The following is a 14872-nucleotide window of genomic DNA, read 5'->3' on the forward strand; positions in this document are numbered from 1 at the left end:
CGAATAATTAAGATTTAAAATAGGACTGGGTTCTAAACCTAGTCCTTTTAAAAGAAAAATCAATAAGGTATCTTTAATAATTTTATAGTATAATGATTGCAAGGAATTATTTACAATTGACATAAGTGGTAACTTGTGATAAGTTGTTTAAGTAGCAATTGCAGTTAACGATATATTATCAAGGAAAAATTATTGGTTTTATAAATAAAATTAAATACGCATAAACTAGGAGGTGTAGATTGTGAGAGTTAAAATAACTTTAGCATGTACTGAATGTAAACAAAGAAACTACAACACAATGAAAAATAAAAAGAATAATCCAGACAGGATCGAAATGCAAAAATACTGCAGATTCTGCCACAAACATACACTTCATAAAGAAACAAAATAGTTCTTTAAGAACTTGAAATATTTTGGGGATGTGAAAATTATGGCTGAAAAAGTTGAGGGTAAAGTAATTAACCCTAAAAAACGAATGAAGATAGTACAGTTTTTTATCGACTTAAAAGCGGAATTTAAAAGAGTAACATGGCCTACAAAAGATGAGCTTAAGAAAGCTCTTATGGCGGTAATATGCTTTTGTCTTCTTTATGCAATAACTGTAGGTTTGTTAGATGCTGGTTTTAAAAACCTTTTTAATTTGATTTTTAAATAATTTAAAAGGGAGGTAAGGGGTTGGTATAATTACGCCCCTGTAGCTATGACAGGAGAAAAAGCAAGATGGTATGTAGTTCATACATATTCTGGATATGAGAATAAAGTTAAGGCTAATCTTGAAAAAGCTATTGAAAATAGAAATCTTGAAGAGTTTGTTCATGACATTCAAGTTCCTATGGAAGAGCAAGTAGAAATCAAGGATGGTAAAGAAAAAGTTACATTAAGAAAAGTATTTCCAGGATATGTGATGGTTAAGATGGTTATGACTGATGATTCTTGGTATATTGTTAGAAATACTAGAGGAGTTACTGGATTTGTAGGTCCTGGATCAAAACCGGTGCCTTTAACAGAAGATGAAATTCACAATATGGGAATAGTTGAAAAACAAGTTACTGTAGATGTTGAAGTTGGAGAACAAGTGAAGGTTGTATCAGGACCATTTGAAGACTTCATTGTTACAATTACTGAAATATCTATAGAAAAACATAAAATTAAAGGATTAGTTAACATGTTTGGCAGAGAAACCTCTGTTGAACTTGATTTTAATCAAATACAAAAACTTTAAGACTTAGTAGAATGATGTCTAAAAGACTAAATTCTATTTAAGTGGGAGGACTTATAAAAGTCCGATTACCACAATATAGGAGGTGTAAACTCATGGCTAAGAAAATAACAGGAATGATAAAACTTCAACTTCCTGCAGGAAAGGCAACACCAGCACCACCAGTAGGACCTGCACTTGGTCAACACGGTGTAAATATTATGGGATTCTGTAAGGAGTTCAACGCAAAAACTGCGGATCAACCAGGTATGATAATACCAGTTGTAATTACAGTTTACCAAGACAGATCATTTAGTTTTATACTAAAAACTCCACCAGCAGCAGTATTATTAAAGAAAGCAGCTGGAATAGAGAGTGGATCAGGCGTTCCAAACAGAACTAAGGTTGCAACAGTTTCAGCAGCTAAAGTTAAAGAAATAGCTGAATTAAAGATGCCAGACTTAAATGCTGCATCATTAGAGGCTGCTATGAGCATGATAGCTGGAACAGCTAGAAGCATGGGAATAGTAATCGAAGAGTAATTTCAATTAATTCGGTGGGAGGCAAAAACCGTTAATACCACAAAGGAGGATGCAAAATGGCTAAAATGGGAAAGAATTACATAGAGAGCGCTAAGTTAATAGACAAGAATGCTCTATACACACCAGCAGAATCTATGGAACTTACAATAAAGACATCAAAAGCTAAATTCGATGAAACAATAGAAGTTCACGTAAGACTTGGTGTTGACCCAAGACATGCAGATCAACAAGTAAGAGGAGCAGTAGTACTTCCTCATGGAACAGGTAAAACTGTTAGAGTATTAGTTTTCGCTAAAGGAGACAAAGCAAAAGAAGCAGAAGCTGCTGGAGCTGATTTCGTTGGAGCAGAAGAACTAGTAGATAAAATCCAAAAAGAGAACTGGTTTGAGTTTGACGTAGTTGTAGCTACTCCAGATATGATGGGTGTAGTTGGAAGACTAGGTAGAGTATTAGGACCTAAAGGTTTAATGCCAAACCCTAAATCAGGTACTGTTACATTTGATGTAGCAAAAGCTCTAAATGATATTAAAGCTGGTAAAGTTGAATACAGAGTAGATAAAACAGCTATAGTTCACGTAGGAATTGGTAAGAAGTCTTTCGGATCTGAAAAGTTAATGGATAACTTCCATACTTTAATGGATGCTATTGTTAAGGCTAAACCAGCTGCTGCAAAAGGACAATATATTAAATCTGTTACTGTAGCATCAACTATGGGACCAGGAGTAAAAATTAATCCAACAAAAGTGTTAGATTAATATTGCATTAAATTTTTTAATGTGTTATAATACAAAAGTTGAATATATTCCGTAGACAGTAGGTGCTGAAAAGCGTAACTAAATACCTACCGAGGATGCTAATAAATGATTTTATTGGTCTCTTCGTGTCTGCGGAGAGACCTTAATTTTTTAATATACAGTGAAAGCTGTAAGGAGGTGGATACACAGTGCAAAGTAAAAATAGATCTTTAAAAGAAGCAAAAGTTGCTGAAATAAAGGAAAAGTTAGAAAAAGCTCAAGGAGTTGTTCTTAGTGAATATCAAGGACTAAATGTTGAAGAAGATACACAATTAAGAAAAGCACTAAGAGAAGCAGGTGTTGAATATAGAGTATATAAAAATACACTAGTTACATTAGCTGCAAAGGAATTAGGAATTGAAGGATTAGATCAATATCTTCAAGGACCAGTTTCAATAGCTTTAGGATATGATGATCCAACATCACCAGCTAGAGTTTTAAATGACTTTGCAAAAACTCATAAAAAACTTCAATTAAAAGCAGGAGTAGTCCAAGGTGAGTTATTTGGTGAAGCTCAAATTAAAGAGATCGCATCAATTCCATCAAGAGATGTACTTATTGCAAAACTACTTGGAAGCTTCAAAGCTCCACTTTCAAACTTAGCATATTTATTAAATGCTATAGCTGAGAAAAAAGGTGAAGAAGCAGCAGAGTAATTAGTCTAAGTAAGAATTTAGAAAACGTAGAGAAAATAAAAATATAATTTAAAAATTTCGGAGGTGCATTTTAAAATGACAAGAGAAGATATGATTCAAGCTATAAAAGATATGAGTGTTTTAGAATTAAACGAGTTAGTTAAGGCTTGTGAAGAAGAATTTGGAGTAAGTGCAGCAGCACCAGTAGCAGTTGCAGGTGGAGCAGTTGCTGGAGCAGCAGCTGAAGAAAAAACTGAGTTCGACGTAGTATTAACTAATGCTGGAGCTGGAAAAATAAAAGTTATAAAAGTTGTTAGAGAATTAACTGGATTAGGATTAAAAGAAGCTAAAGATATAGTTGATGGAGCTCCTAAAACAATTAAAGAAGCTGTAAGCAAAGATGATGCTGAAAGCATGAAAGCTAAACTTGAAGAAGTTGGAGCTACTGTAGAAGTAAAATAGTAAGTCAATGGATTTACATTGTGGAGTACTTAATTTAAGTACTCCATTTTTGTAACAAAAGAAATAAAGATAACTTAATAAATAAGTTTATTATATATTGACATTAAATAAAAATAATGATAATATAATTCAATGCGAATAAAGTAAATCAAGTCGTGTATATGTCCATATTTAAGGGGAATATTCTTCGTATATTTATATAGAATTATAATTATATGAATATTTTTCTGCAAATTGGATAGAATTGCATGATGAATAAGTGTAAGTCCGAAACACAAAGTCCTAGGGGAAAGTGTGTCTTGGGTTATTTTAGTTTATACAAGGGGTGAAAATTATATGGTACATCCTGTAAAAGTTGGTAAAAGGGAAAGGATGAGCTTTTCCAAAGTAAAAGATACGGCTGAAATGCCAAACTTAATCGAAGTTCAAATTGATTCATACGATTGGTTTTTAGCTGAAGGATTGCACGAGGTATTTGATGATATTAATCCTATACAAGATTATACTGGCAACTTATCTTTAGAATTTGTCAACTATAAATTGGATATGGAGAACATTAAGTATTCTGTTGAGCAGTGCAAAGAAAGAGATACTACTTATGCAGCACCATTAAAGGTGAAAGTTAGGTTACAAAATAATGAAACAGGAGAAATAAAGGAACAAGAAGTCTTTATGGGTGATTTCCCAATAATGACTGATCAAGGAACCTTTGTTATTAACGGAGCTGAAAGAGTTATAGTAAGTCAGTTAGTTAGATCTCCAGGAGTATATTATAATTATACTGTTGATAAGACTGGTAAAAAGTTATTTTCTTCAACAGTTATACCAAATAGAGGAGCTTGGTTAGAATACGAGACTGACTCTAATGATGTAATTTATGTGAGAATAGACAAGACAAGGAAGTTACCTATTACAGTACTTATGAGGGTAATGCTAAACTATGGAAGTGATGCTGAGATTCTTGAGGTTTTTGGAGAAGAAGAGAGACTTAAAGCATCCTTAGAAAAAGATAATACAAAAGAAAAGAATGATGCATTACTAGAGATTTATAAGAGACTAAGACCTGGTGAGCCACCAACTGTGGATAGTGCCATTTCATTGATAGAGTCTTTATTCTTTGATGCGAAAAGATATGATTTATCAAAAGTAGGTAGATACAAATTTAATAAGAAGTTAGCTGTTAAGTGGAGAATTACTAATCAAATAGCTGCTGAAAACATAATTAATCCTTCTACAGGTGAGATTATAGTTGAAAAGGGAAATAAAATAAGTAGAGAATTAGCTGCAGAAATACAAAACTTAGGTATAAATTCTGTAGATATTCAGGTTGATGATAGAGTTATAAGAGTTATAGGGAATAACTTTGTTGATTTATCTAAACATGTAAGCTTTGATATTTCTGAGCTAAACATTAAAGAATATGTTCACTATCCTACATTAAAAGCGATATTAGAAACATATCATAATGAGGATGAAATTAAAGAACAAATAAAGGCTAGCGCAAACAAGTTGGTTCCAAAACATATAATTAGAGACGACATATATGCTACATTAAGCTATGAGTTGGGATTGGCGTACGGAATAGGATATGTAGATGACATAGACCATTTAGGAAATAGAAGATTAAGATCTGTAGGTGAATTATTACAAAACCAATTTAGAATTGGTTTATCAAGAATGGAAAGAGTAGTAAAAGAAAGAATGACTGTTCAAGATCAAGAAATAATTACTCCACAGGCTTTAATAAATATAAGACCTGTTGTGGCAGCTATTAAAGAGTTCTTTGGAAGTTCACAGCTATCACAATTCATGGATCAAACAAATCCATTATCTGAGTTAACACATAAAAGAAGATTATCTGCATTAGGACCAGGAGGACTATCAAGAGAAAGAGCGGGATTTGAAGTAAGAGACGTTCACTATTCTCATTATGGAAGAATGTGTCCTATAGAGACACCAGAAGGACCTAACATAGGGTTAATTAACTCATTAGCTACATATGCTAAGGTTAATGAATATGGATTTATGCAGACTCCATATAGAGTTGTTGACAAGGAAACAGGTAAAGCTACAGATAAGATTATATATATAACTGCTGATGAAGAGGATAATTATCTTGTAGCACAAGCTAGTGAGCCATTAGCTGAAGATGGAAGCTTCATAGATAAAAAAGTTACTGTTAGAGAAAAATCAGAAGTTATAATAGTACCAAGAGAGCAAGTAGATTTAATTGATATTTCTCCAAGACAGATTGTATCAGTTGCTACAGCAATGATACCTTTCTTAGAGAATGACGATGCTACTCGTGCACTGATGGGATCAAACATGCAAAGGCAAGCAGTTCCACTTCTAAAAACACAAGCACCAGTAGTTGGTACTGGTATAGAATATAAAGCTGCAGTAGACTCAGGAGTATTACCTAAGGCTAAGAATGCAGGGGTTGTATCTTATGTTAGTGGAAATGAAATAAGAATAAAAAGAGATATAGATGGTGGTACAGATGTATATAACCTATTAAAATTCAAGAGATCTAACTCTGGTACTTGTATAAATCAACGTCCTATAGTTGATAAAGGAGAAAAAGTTGATATAAATACGGTTTTAGCTGATGGTCCTTCTACAGATTTAGGAGAAATTGCATTAGGTAAAAATATTAGAATTGGATTTATAACTTGGGAAGGTTATAACTACGAGGATGCTATGCTTATATCTGAGGAACTAGTAAGAGATGATATCTTTACTTCAGTTCACATTGAAGAATATGAGTCAGAAGCTAGAGATACTAAACTAGGACCAGAAGAAATTACAAGAGACATACCAAACGTAGGTGAAGATGCTCTAAAAGATATAGATGAGCGTGGAATAATTAGAATAGGTGCAGAAGTAAGATCAGGAGATATTTTAGTAGGTAAAGTTACTCCTAAGGGAGAGACTGAACTAACAGCAGAAGAAAGATTATTAAGAGCTATATTCGGAGAGAAGGCAAGAGAAGTAAGAGATACTTCACTTAGAGTTCCTCATGGAGAAGCTGGTATAATTGTAGATGTAAAAGTATTTACAAAAGAAAATGCTGATGAACTTCCACCGGGTGTAAATCAATTAGTAAGATGTTATATAGCTCAAAAGAGAAAAATATCTGTTGGAGATAAGATGGCGGGAAGACATGGTAATAAAGGTGTTATATCTAGAGTATTACCATTAGAAGATATGCCATTCTTACCTGATGGAAGACCACTTCAAATATGTTTAAACCCTCTAGGAGTTCCATCACGTATGAATATAGGTCAGGTACTTGAGGTTCATTTAGGATGGGCTGCCAGTGAACTTGGATGGCATATAGCTACTCCAGTATTTGATGGTGCTTTAGATACAGAAATTCAAGATTGCTTAGAAAAAGCAGGATATAATAGAGATGGTAAAACTGTACTTTATGACGGAAGAACAGGAGAAGCGTTTGATAATAGGGTTACAGTAGGCTACATGTATATATTAAAGCTGCACCACTTAGTTGATGATAAGATACATGCTAGATCTACAGGTCCATACTCATTAGTTACTCAGCAACCGTTGGGTGGTAAAGCTCAATTTGGAGGGCAAAGATTTGGTGAGATGGAAGTTTGGGCCCTTGAAGCTTATGGATCAGCTCATACACTTCAGGAAATTCTAACAGTTAAGTCAGATGATGTTGTAGGTAGAGTTAAAACTTATGAGGCTATTGTAAAAGGTGAAAATATACCTGAGCCAGGAGTTCCAGAATCATTTAAGGTACTTATTAAAGAACTTCAAGCATTATGCTTAGATATTAAGCTTTTAGATGAGAATCATGAGGAGATTAAACTTAAAGAATCTGTTGATGACGAAGCTGAAGATTTAGAAGTAAACATAGAAGGTAAAGAGGATTCTTTTACTAAAGAACCTGTAAAAGAATATATTGAGCCAATAGATACTGATTCATCAGATGTAGAAGAGGATTCAGATTTTGAAGACATAAAATTAGATGATTTCGATGATGAATTAGAGCCAAATCTAGAGTCAGGTTTAGATATTGATTTAGAATCTGACATAGACAGTGATTTAGTTTTAGATGATTTTAATGATGAACATTAAATTGAAGGGAGGATGTACCCTTGTTTGAATTAAATAATTTTGATGCAATACAAATAGGGTTAGCTTCACCAGAACAGATCAGAGAGTGGTCTAGAGGGGAAGTAAAAAAACCTGAAACAATCAACTATAGAACATTAAAACCGGAAAGAGATGGTCTGTTCTGCGAGAGAATATTTGGACCAATGAAAGACTGGGAATGTCATTGCGGTAAATACAAAAGAGTTAGATACAAAGGTATAGTGTGTGACAGATGTGGAGTTGAAGTTACAAAATCTAAAGTAAGGCGTGAAAGAATGGGGCATATAGAACTAGCTGCCCCTGTATCTCACATTTGGTATTTTAAAGGAATTCCATCTCGTATGGGATTAATCCTTGATATGTCACCACGTTCTTTAGAGAAAGTACTTTATTTTGCTGCTTATGTAGTGCTAGATCCAAAGGATACACCACTTGATAAGAAGCAAATATTAACAGAAAAAGACTATAGAGAAGCCGTAGATAAATATGGTTATGATGGCTTTGTAGCAGGAATGGGTGCAGAATCTGTAAAAGTCTTATTACAAGATATAGATTTAGATAAGCTTTCTGCAGAACTTAAAGAAGATTTTAAAACAAGTACAGGACAAAAGAAAATAAGAACTATTAGAAGACTTGATGTTGTAGAATCATTTAGAAAATCAACTAATAAACCAGAGTGGATGATTATAGATGTAATACCTGTTATACCACCAGATTTAAGACCAATGGTACAATTAGATGGTGGAAGATTTGCTACATCTGATCTAAATGATTTATACAGAAGAGTAATAAATAGAAATAATAGACTTAAAAAGTTACTAGATTTACAAGCACCTGATATTATCGTTAGAAATGAGAAAAGAATGCTTCAAGAAGCAGTAGATTCACTAATTGATAATGGAAGAAGAGGTAGACCAGTAACAGGTCCAGGAAATAGGCCATTAAAATCTCTATCAGATATGCTTAAAGGAAAGCAAGGAAGATTTAGACAAAACTTGCTTGGTAAGCGTGTTGACTACTCTGGACGTTCAGTTATCGTTGTTGGACCTGAACTTAAGATGTATCAATGTGGACTTCCAAAAGAAATGGCATTAGAATTATTTAAGCCGTTTGTTATGAAAAAATTAACTGAAAGTGGAGTTGCACACAACATTAAGAGTGCAAAGAGAATGGTTGAAAGAGTTCAGCCTCAAGTATGGGATGTCCTTGAAGAGGTAATTCAAGATCATCCAGTATTACTTAACCGTGCTCCAACACTTCATAGATTAGGAATTCAAGCCTTCCAACCAATACTTGTAGAAGGAAGAGCTATAAAACTACATCCACTTGTATGTACAGCATATAATGCTGACTTTGATGGAGACCAAATGGCGGTACACGTTCCTCTATCAGTTGAAGCACAAGCAGAAGCAAGATTTTTAATGCTTGCAGCGCATAATATTATGAAAGCTTCAGATGGTAAACCAGTTTGTGTACCTACTCAAGATATGGTTCTTGGTTCTTATTACTTAACATTAGATAAAGAAGGCGCTAAGGGTGAAGGAAGAATGTTCTCATCACCAGAAGAAGTGATGATGGCATATGAAGCTAAGGATGTAGATATACATGCAGCTATTAAAGTTAAAGTATCTAAAATTATTAATGGAGAAAAACATTATGGAATTATAGATACCACATTAGGAAAGCTTATATTTAATGAATCAATACCTCAAAATCTAGGTTTTATTGATAGAACTCTACCTGAAAATGAATTCAAATTAGAGATAGATTTCTTAGTAAGTAAGAAAAACTTGGGAAATATAATAGATAAATGTTACACATTATATGGTCCTTCTGAAACATCTAAGATGCTTGATAATATAAAAGCAAAAGGATATCATTTCTCTACTATCGGAGCTGTAACAGTAGCTGTTTCTGACATGGAAGTTCCAGAAATTAAGAAAGAATTACTTGCAGATGCTGATAATACTATTGAAAAGATAGAAAAGATGTATAGAAGAGGATTCATATCTGAAGATGAGAGATATGAAAAAGTTATAGACAAGTGGACAAAAACAACTGAGGAAGTAGCTGACGCTCTTATGGATAGCTTAGATAAGTTTAATCCGATAAATATGATGGCTGACTCAGGAGCCAGAGGATCTAAGAGTCAAATTAAACAATTAGCAGGTATGAGAGGACTTATGGCTAGTCCATCAGGTAAAATCATTGAACTTCCAATCAGAGCTTCATTTAGAGAAGGACTTGAAGTATTAGAATATTTCATATCTACTCACGGAGCTAGAAAAGGAAATGCTGATACAGCCCTTAAAACTGCGGACTCTGGATACTTAACAAGAAGACTTGTTGATGTTAGTCAAGATGTTATAGTGAGACAAGAGGATTGTGGAACTAAAGAAGGTTATGAAGTTAGTGAAATTAAAGAAGGAAATGAAGTAATTGAACCACTAAGTGAAAGACTTTCTGGAAGATATAGTGCTCAAGATATAGTTCATCCAGAAACAGGAGAAGTTCTAGTTAAATGTGATGAGTATATGAATGCTGCTATGGCAGAAAAAGTTGAAAAAGCCGGTGTTAAGAAAGTTAAAATAAGATCTGTATTTACTTGTAATGCTAAAATAGGGGTATGTGCTAAATGTTATGGTATGAACATGGCAACAGCTCAAAAAATCGACATAGGTGAGGCTGTTGGTATTATAGCAGCTCAATCTATAGGAGAACCAGGAACTCAGCTTACAATGAGAACATTCCATACAGGTGGAGTTGTTGGAGCAGATATTACTCAGGGTCTTCCAAGGGTTGAAGAATTATTTGAAGCCAGAAAACCAAAGGGGCTTGCAATAGTAAGTGACTGTGCAGGTACAGTAAGAATGGAAGAAACTAAGAAAAAGCGAACTGTTATAGTAACAAGTAACTCCGGTGAAGAGTTCACTTATGAAATACCATTTGGTTCAAGAATTAAAGTAATCAATGGAGATATAATAGACGCTGGAGATGAAATCACTGAAGGATCAGTAAATCCACATGACATAATAAGAATTAAAGGTGTTAAGGGTGTTAAAAACTATCTTTTATCTGAGGTTCAAAAAGTTTATAGATTACAAGGTGTTGATATAAACGATAAACATCTTGAAGTAGTTATAAGACAAATGACTAGAAAAATAAAGGTAGAAGAATCAGGTGATACTGAGTTACTACCAGGAACAATGATGGATATATTTGATTTTGAAGAAGCAAATGAAAAAGCTTTAGCACTAGGTGGAAAACCAGCTGAGGGTAAGATTGCCCTATTAGGAATAACTAAAGCAGCACTAGCAACTGATTCATTCTTATCAGCAGCGTCATTCCAAGAGACCACAAGAGTCCTTACAGATGCAGCTATCAAAGGAAAGATAGATCCGCTTGTAGGATTAAAGGAAAATGTAATTATAGGTAAGTTAATTCCTGCTGGAACTGGTATGAATAGATACAGAGGAATTGAAATCTGTGAAAATCAGCCAGTTGCAGAGGTAGAAATTAACGCTTAATCTTAGAGTTAGTTCTATTGACATGAATTATATAAAGTGATAAAATACATTTTGTATGTGATTGATAAAATAGTATTTTATCACTTTATGAATTGAAATTATGAGGGGGGTTAGTATGGTGACTAGACTTGTTGGGGAAAAGGTTGTTGGAGTAAAGCAAACAGCTAAAGCCTTAAAGAACAATCTAGGTTGTAAACTGTATGTTGCAAAAGATGCAGATAGCAAACTACTAGAACCTATACTTAAATTAGCAGCAGACAGATCCCTAGAAATTATAGAAATTGATACTATGAAAGAACTAGGTGTATTGTGTGGAATTGATGTTTCAGCTGCAACTGCACTCATAATTTAAGGTTTGCTAATGACTAATTTATTATAGAATATCTATCATAATATTATTGTGTGAATAGATAAGCATTAGTAATTATTTTAAGGAGGTGAAATAATGCCAACTATAAACCAATTAGTAAGAAAAGGTAGAATGACATTAGCTTCAAAATCTACAGCACCAGCATTAAAAGAGTGTCCACAAAAAAGAGGAGTATGTACTGTAGTTAAAACAAGTACTCCTAAGAAGCCAAACTCAGCGTTAAGAAAAGTAGCGAGAGTTAGACTTACAAACGGATACGAAGTAACTGCTTATATTCCAGGTGAAGGACACAACCTACAAGAGCACAGCGTTGTTCTTATAAGAGGAGGAAGAGTAAAAGACCTTCCAGGTTGCAGATACCACATAGTTAGAGGAGCTTTAGACTCTGCTGGAGTAGCAAACAGATTACAATCAAGATCTAAATACGGTGCTAAGAGACCAAAACAAAAATAGGTCTTAATTAAAGAGTGCTATGCCTTCGAATTTATATAGATTTACATAGATTATAAGAGCAGAGCACTTTGCGGTAGAGATATCGAGTACCTATGAGTTAATTTTACAATGTTAAGGAGGGAAGAAAAGTGCCAAGAAAAGGATTTATTGCAAAAAGAGATGTATTACCAGATCCAATGTACAATTCAAAAGTTGTTACTAAATTAATAAACAGTGTTATGGAAGATGGAAAAAAGGGTGTAGCACAAAAAATATGCTATGATGCTTTCGATATCATTCGTGAAAAAACTGGAAAAGAACCTCTAGAGGTTTTTGAGGCAGCTATGAACAATATAATGCCATTACTTGAGGTTAAAGCTAGAAGAATAGGTGGAGCTACATACCAAGTACCTATCGAGGTTAGACCAGAGAGAAGACAAACATTAGGTATTAGATGGATGTTGCTAGCTTGTGAAAAAAGAGGCGAGAAATATATGAGAGAAAGATTAGCTAACGAGTTAATCGATGCTTCAAACAACACAGGAGCTGCAGTTAAGAAGAGAGAAGATACTCATAAAATGGCTGAAGCAAATAAGGCTTTTGCTCATTACAGATACTAATACAAGAACTGTTTTGGCTAAGGCCAAAACAGTTTTGTCGAATTTAAAATTACTCGTTAAGAGGAGGAAATAGGAATGGCTAGAAAATACCCTTTAGAGAAATTCCGTAATTTCGGAATTATGGCTCACATAGATGCAGGTAAAACTACAACAACAGAGCGTATTTTATTTTATACTGGTAAAACTCATAAGATAGGAGAAACTCATGAAGGTGCATCTCAAATGGACTGGATGGTTCAAGAACAAGAAAGAGGTATAACAATTACTTCTGCTGCAACAACATGTTTTTGGAAAGATCATGAATTAAATATTATAGACACTCCTGGACACGTAGATTTTACAGTTGAGGTTGAGAGATCATTAAGAGTACTAGATGGAACTGTTACAGTACTTGATGCTAAGAGCGGAGTTGAACCACAAACTGAAACTGTTTGGAGACAGGCAGACAAGTATGGTGTTCCAAGAATGATTTATGTTAATAAAATGGATGCTACTGGTGCTGATTTCTTCAGATGTATTAAAACTGTAAGAGATAGATTAAAGGCTAATGCAGTGCCAATACAAATTCCAGTAGGTGCAGAAGAGAACTTTAAGGGAATGATAGATTTAATAGCTAATCATGCTATCATAACTTATGATGATTTAGGAACTGATGTAAGAATTGAAGAAATTCCAGCAGAGTTAGCTGATAAGGCTGAAGAGTATAGAATGGCTATGGTTGAAGCTATAGCAGAAACTGATGAAACATTAATGGAGAAGTACCTTGAAGGTGAAGAAATCACTGAAGAGGAATTACATGCTGCATTAAGAAAAGCTACTATAGCAAATGAAATAGTTCCATGCATATGCGGATCATCATATAAAAACAAAGGGGTTCAAGAAATGATAAATGGCGTTGTTGCTTATTTACCATCTCCACTAGATATCCCTGCTGTTAATGGTACTACATTAGATGGAGAAGAAGATTCAAGAGAAGCATCAGATGAAGCTCCAATGTCTGCTTTAGCATTTAAAATTGCTACTGACCCATTCGTAGGAAAACTTGCATTTACAAGAGTTTACTCAGGTATAATGAAAGGTGGTACTTATGTACTTAATTCAACTAAGGGTAAAAAGGAAAGAATCGGAAGACTTGTTAAGATGCATGCTAACCATAGAGAAGAAGTAGAAGAGTTAGAAGCAGGTGAAATCGGAGCAGTTATTGGACTTAAAGGAACTACAACAGGAGATACTTTATGTTCAGATGATAAACCAATAATTCTTGAATCAATGGAATTCCCAGAGCCAGTTATATCTGTAGCTATTGAGCCAAAGACAAAAGCTGGTCAAGAAAAACTAGGAATAGCTTTAGCAAAACTTGCTGAAGAAGATCCAACATTCAAAACTTATACTAATCAAGAAACAGGTCAAACAATCATCGCTGGTATGGGTGAGTTGCACTTAGATATTATCGTAGATAGATTAACAAGAGAATTCAAAGTTGAATGTAACGTTGGTGCACCACAAGTTGCTTATAAAGAAACAATTAGAAAAGCTGTTAAGGCTGAAGCTAAATATGCTAAGCAATCAGGTGGTAAAGGACAATATGGTCACTGCGTAATAGAAATGGAACCAATCGAAGGTGAATATGTATTTGAAAATGCTGTTGTAGGAGGAGCTATTCCTAAAGAATATATTGCTCCAATTGATAATGGTATAAGAGAAGCAGCTAAGAATGGTATAATTGCTGGTTACGAGACTATCAACTTTAAGATTAGACTTGTACACGGATCATACCACGAAGTTGACTCATCAGAAATGGCATTTAAAATTGCTGGATCTATGGCATTTAAAAATGCTATGGCTAAAGCAGACCCAGTATTACTTGAGCCAATGGAAAAAGTTGAAATTACAGTTCCAGAAGAGTACATGGGAGATGTAATGGGAGATGTAAACTCAAGAAGAGGAAGAATTGATGGTATGGAAGCTATTAATGGAGCTCAAATCATCAGAGCCTTCGTTCCATTATCTGAAATGTTTGGATATGCAACTACTTTAAGATCAAAAACACAAGGTAGAGGTGTTTACTCAATGGTATTTGATCACTATGAAGAAGTTCCAAAGAGTATTCAAGAGCAATTATCTAAGAAATAATTAAGAATATATAAAAAGTGAAAATAAAAATGTT

The 14872-nt window shown here is 34.1% G+C and carries 13 protein-coding genes and 1 other annotated feature; all 13 genes read left to right on the plus strand.

Features of this window, described 5'->3' with window-relative positions; all coding sequences use genetic code 11:
• Nucleotides 1-241: 241 nt before the first annotated feature.
• The 13 genes from rpmG (at nucleotide 242) to fusA (ending at nucleotide 14838) form a co-directional block, all read left to right on the plus strand.
• A complete protein-coding gene (gene rpmG, locus B3J31_RS11735) occupies nucleotides 242-391 on the plus strand; it encodes a 50S ribosomal protein L33 (RefSeq protein ID WP_035135045.1) in 150 nt (49 codons plus the stop codon).
• Nucleotides 392-430: 39 nt separating this feature from the next.
• A complete protein-coding gene (gene secE, locus B3J31_RS11740) occupies nucleotides 431-655 on the plus strand; it encodes a preprotein translocase subunit SecE (RefSeq protein WP_035135043.1) in 225 nt (74 codons plus the stop codon).
• Nucleotides 656-700: 45 nt separating this feature from the next.
• The gene (gene nusG / locus B3J31_RS11745) at nucleotides 701-1222 is read left to right on the plus strand and encodes a transcription termination/antitermination protein NusG (protein WP_150842122.1); all 522 of its coding nucleotides are present in this window, start codon (nucleotides 701-703) and stop codon (nucleotides 1220-1222) included.
• A 92-nt stretch (nucleotides 1223-1314) separates the two neighbouring features.
• Nucleotides 1315-1740, plus strand: a complete 426-nt coding sequence (rplK, locus tag B3J31_RS11750) for a 50S ribosomal protein L11 (RefSeq protein WP_035135039.1) — start codon at nucleotides 1315-1317, stop codon at nucleotides 1738-1740.
• A gap of 65 nt (nucleotides 1741-1805) precedes the next feature.
• Nucleotides 1806-2495, plus strand: coding sequence for a 50S ribosomal protein L1 (gene rplA, locus B3J31_RS11755; RefSeq protein WP_035135051.1), 690 nt, complete (start codon nucleotides 1806-1808; stop codon nucleotides 2493-2495).
• A 31-nt stretch (nucleotides 2496-2526) separates the two neighbouring features.
• Nucleotides 2527-2652 (plus strand) — a sequence feature (ribosomal protein L10 leader region).
• 31 nt (nucleotides 2653-2683) lie between these two features.
• Nucleotides 2684-3190 (plus strand): 50S ribosomal protein L10, encoded by a 507-nt coding sequence (gene rplJ / locus B3J31_RS11760; RefSeq protein ID WP_035135037.1) that lies wholly within the window; start codon nucleotides 2684-2686, stop codon nucleotides 3188-3190.
• A gap of 75 nt (nucleotides 3191-3265) precedes the next feature.
• Nucleotides 3266-3631 (plus strand): 50S ribosomal protein L7/L12, encoded by a 366-nt coding sequence (rplL, locus tag B3J31_RS11765; protein WP_035135036.1) that lies wholly within the window; start codon nucleotides 3266-3268, stop codon nucleotides 3629-3631.
• A 336-nt stretch (nucleotides 3632-3967) separates the two neighbouring features.
• Complete coding sequence (rpoB, locus tag B3J31_RS11770; RefSeq protein WP_150842127.1) at nucleotides 3968-7738, plus strand: DNA-directed RNA polymerase subunit beta; 3771 nt, start codon at nucleotides 3968-3970, stop codon at nucleotides 7736-7738.
• A 20-nt stretch (nucleotides 7739-7758) separates the two neighbouring features.
• A complete protein-coding gene (rpoC, locus tag B3J31_RS11775; RefSeq protein WP_150842121.1) occupies nucleotides 7759-11283 on the plus strand; it encodes a DNA-directed RNA polymerase subunit beta' in 3525 nt (1174 codons plus the stop codon).
• A 115-nt stretch (nucleotides 11284-11398) separates the two neighbouring features.
• Entirely contained in the window at nucleotides 11399-11635 is a 237-nt protein-coding gene (locus B3J31_RS11780; protein ID WP_150842120.1) for a ribosomal L7Ae/L30e/S12e/Gadd45 family protein, read from the plus strand.
• 93 nt (nucleotides 11636-11728) lie between these two features.
• Nucleotides 11729-12106: a 30S ribosomal protein S12 gene (rpsL, locus tag B3J31_RS11785; RefSeq protein ID WP_035135030.1), complete on the plus strand. Its 378-nt coding sequence runs from the start codon at nucleotides 11729-11731 to the stop codon at nucleotides 12104-12106.
• Between the two features lie 128 nt (nucleotides 12107-12234).
• Nucleotides 12235-12705: a 30S ribosomal protein S7 gene (gene rpsG / locus B3J31_RS11790; protein WP_035135028.1), complete on the plus strand. Its 471-nt coding sequence runs from the start codon at nucleotides 12235-12237 to the stop codon at nucleotides 12703-12705.
• Between the two features lie 75 nt (nucleotides 12706-12780).
• On the plus strand, nucleotides 12781-14838 hold the full coding sequence (gene fusA / locus B3J31_RS11795; protein WP_150842119.1) for an elongation factor G: 2058 nt from the start codon (nucleotides 12781-12783) through the stop codon (nucleotides 14836-14838).
• Nucleotides 14839-14872: the final 34 nt, after the last annotated feature.

The sequence above is a fragment of the Clostridium sp. UBA5988 genome, assembly GCF_002435615.1.
In the GTDB taxonomy this organism is placed as follows: Bacteria; Bacillota; Clostridia; order Clostridiales; family Clostridiaceae; genus Clostridium_J; species Clostridium_J sulfidigenes.

What these genes read in the sequence shown, in the direction of transcription:
- rplK (WP_035135039.1), top strand. Translation starts at nt 1,315, where the DNA reads ATGGCTAAGAAAATAACAGGAATGATAAAACTTCAACTTCCTGCAGGA.
- fusA (WP_150842119.1), top strand. Translation starts at nt 12,781, where the DNA reads ATGGCTAGAAAATACCCTTTAGAGAAATTCCGTAATTTCGGAATTATG.
- rpsL (WP_035135030.1), top strand. Translation starts at nt 11,729, where the DNA reads ATGCCAACTATAAACCAATTAGTAAGAAAAGGTAGAATGACATTAGCT.
- rpoB (WP_150842127.1), top strand. Translation starts at nt 3,968, where the DNA reads ATGGTACATCCTGTAAAAGTTGGTAAAAGGGAAAGGATGAGCTTTTCC.
- B3J31_RS11780 (WP_150842120.1), top strand. Translation starts at nt 11,399, where the DNA reads ATGGTGACTAGACTTGTTGGGGAAAAGGTTGTTGGAGTAAAGCAAACA.
- rplL (WP_035135036.1), top strand. Translation starts at nt 3,266, where the DNA reads ATGACAAGAGAAGATATGATTCAAGCTATAAAAGATATGAGTGTTTTA.
- secE (WP_035135043.1), top strand. Translation starts at nt 431, where the DNA reads ATGGCTGAAAAAGTTGAGGGTAAAGTAATTAACCCTAAAAAACGAATG.
- rplA (WP_035135051.1), top strand. Translation starts at nt 1,806, where the DNA reads ATGGGAAAGAATTACATAGAGAGCGCTAAGTTAATAGACAAGAATGCT.
- nusG (WP_150842122.1), top strand. Translation starts at nt 701, where the DNA reads ATGACAGGAGAAAAAGCAAGATGGTATGTAGTTCATACATATTCTGGA.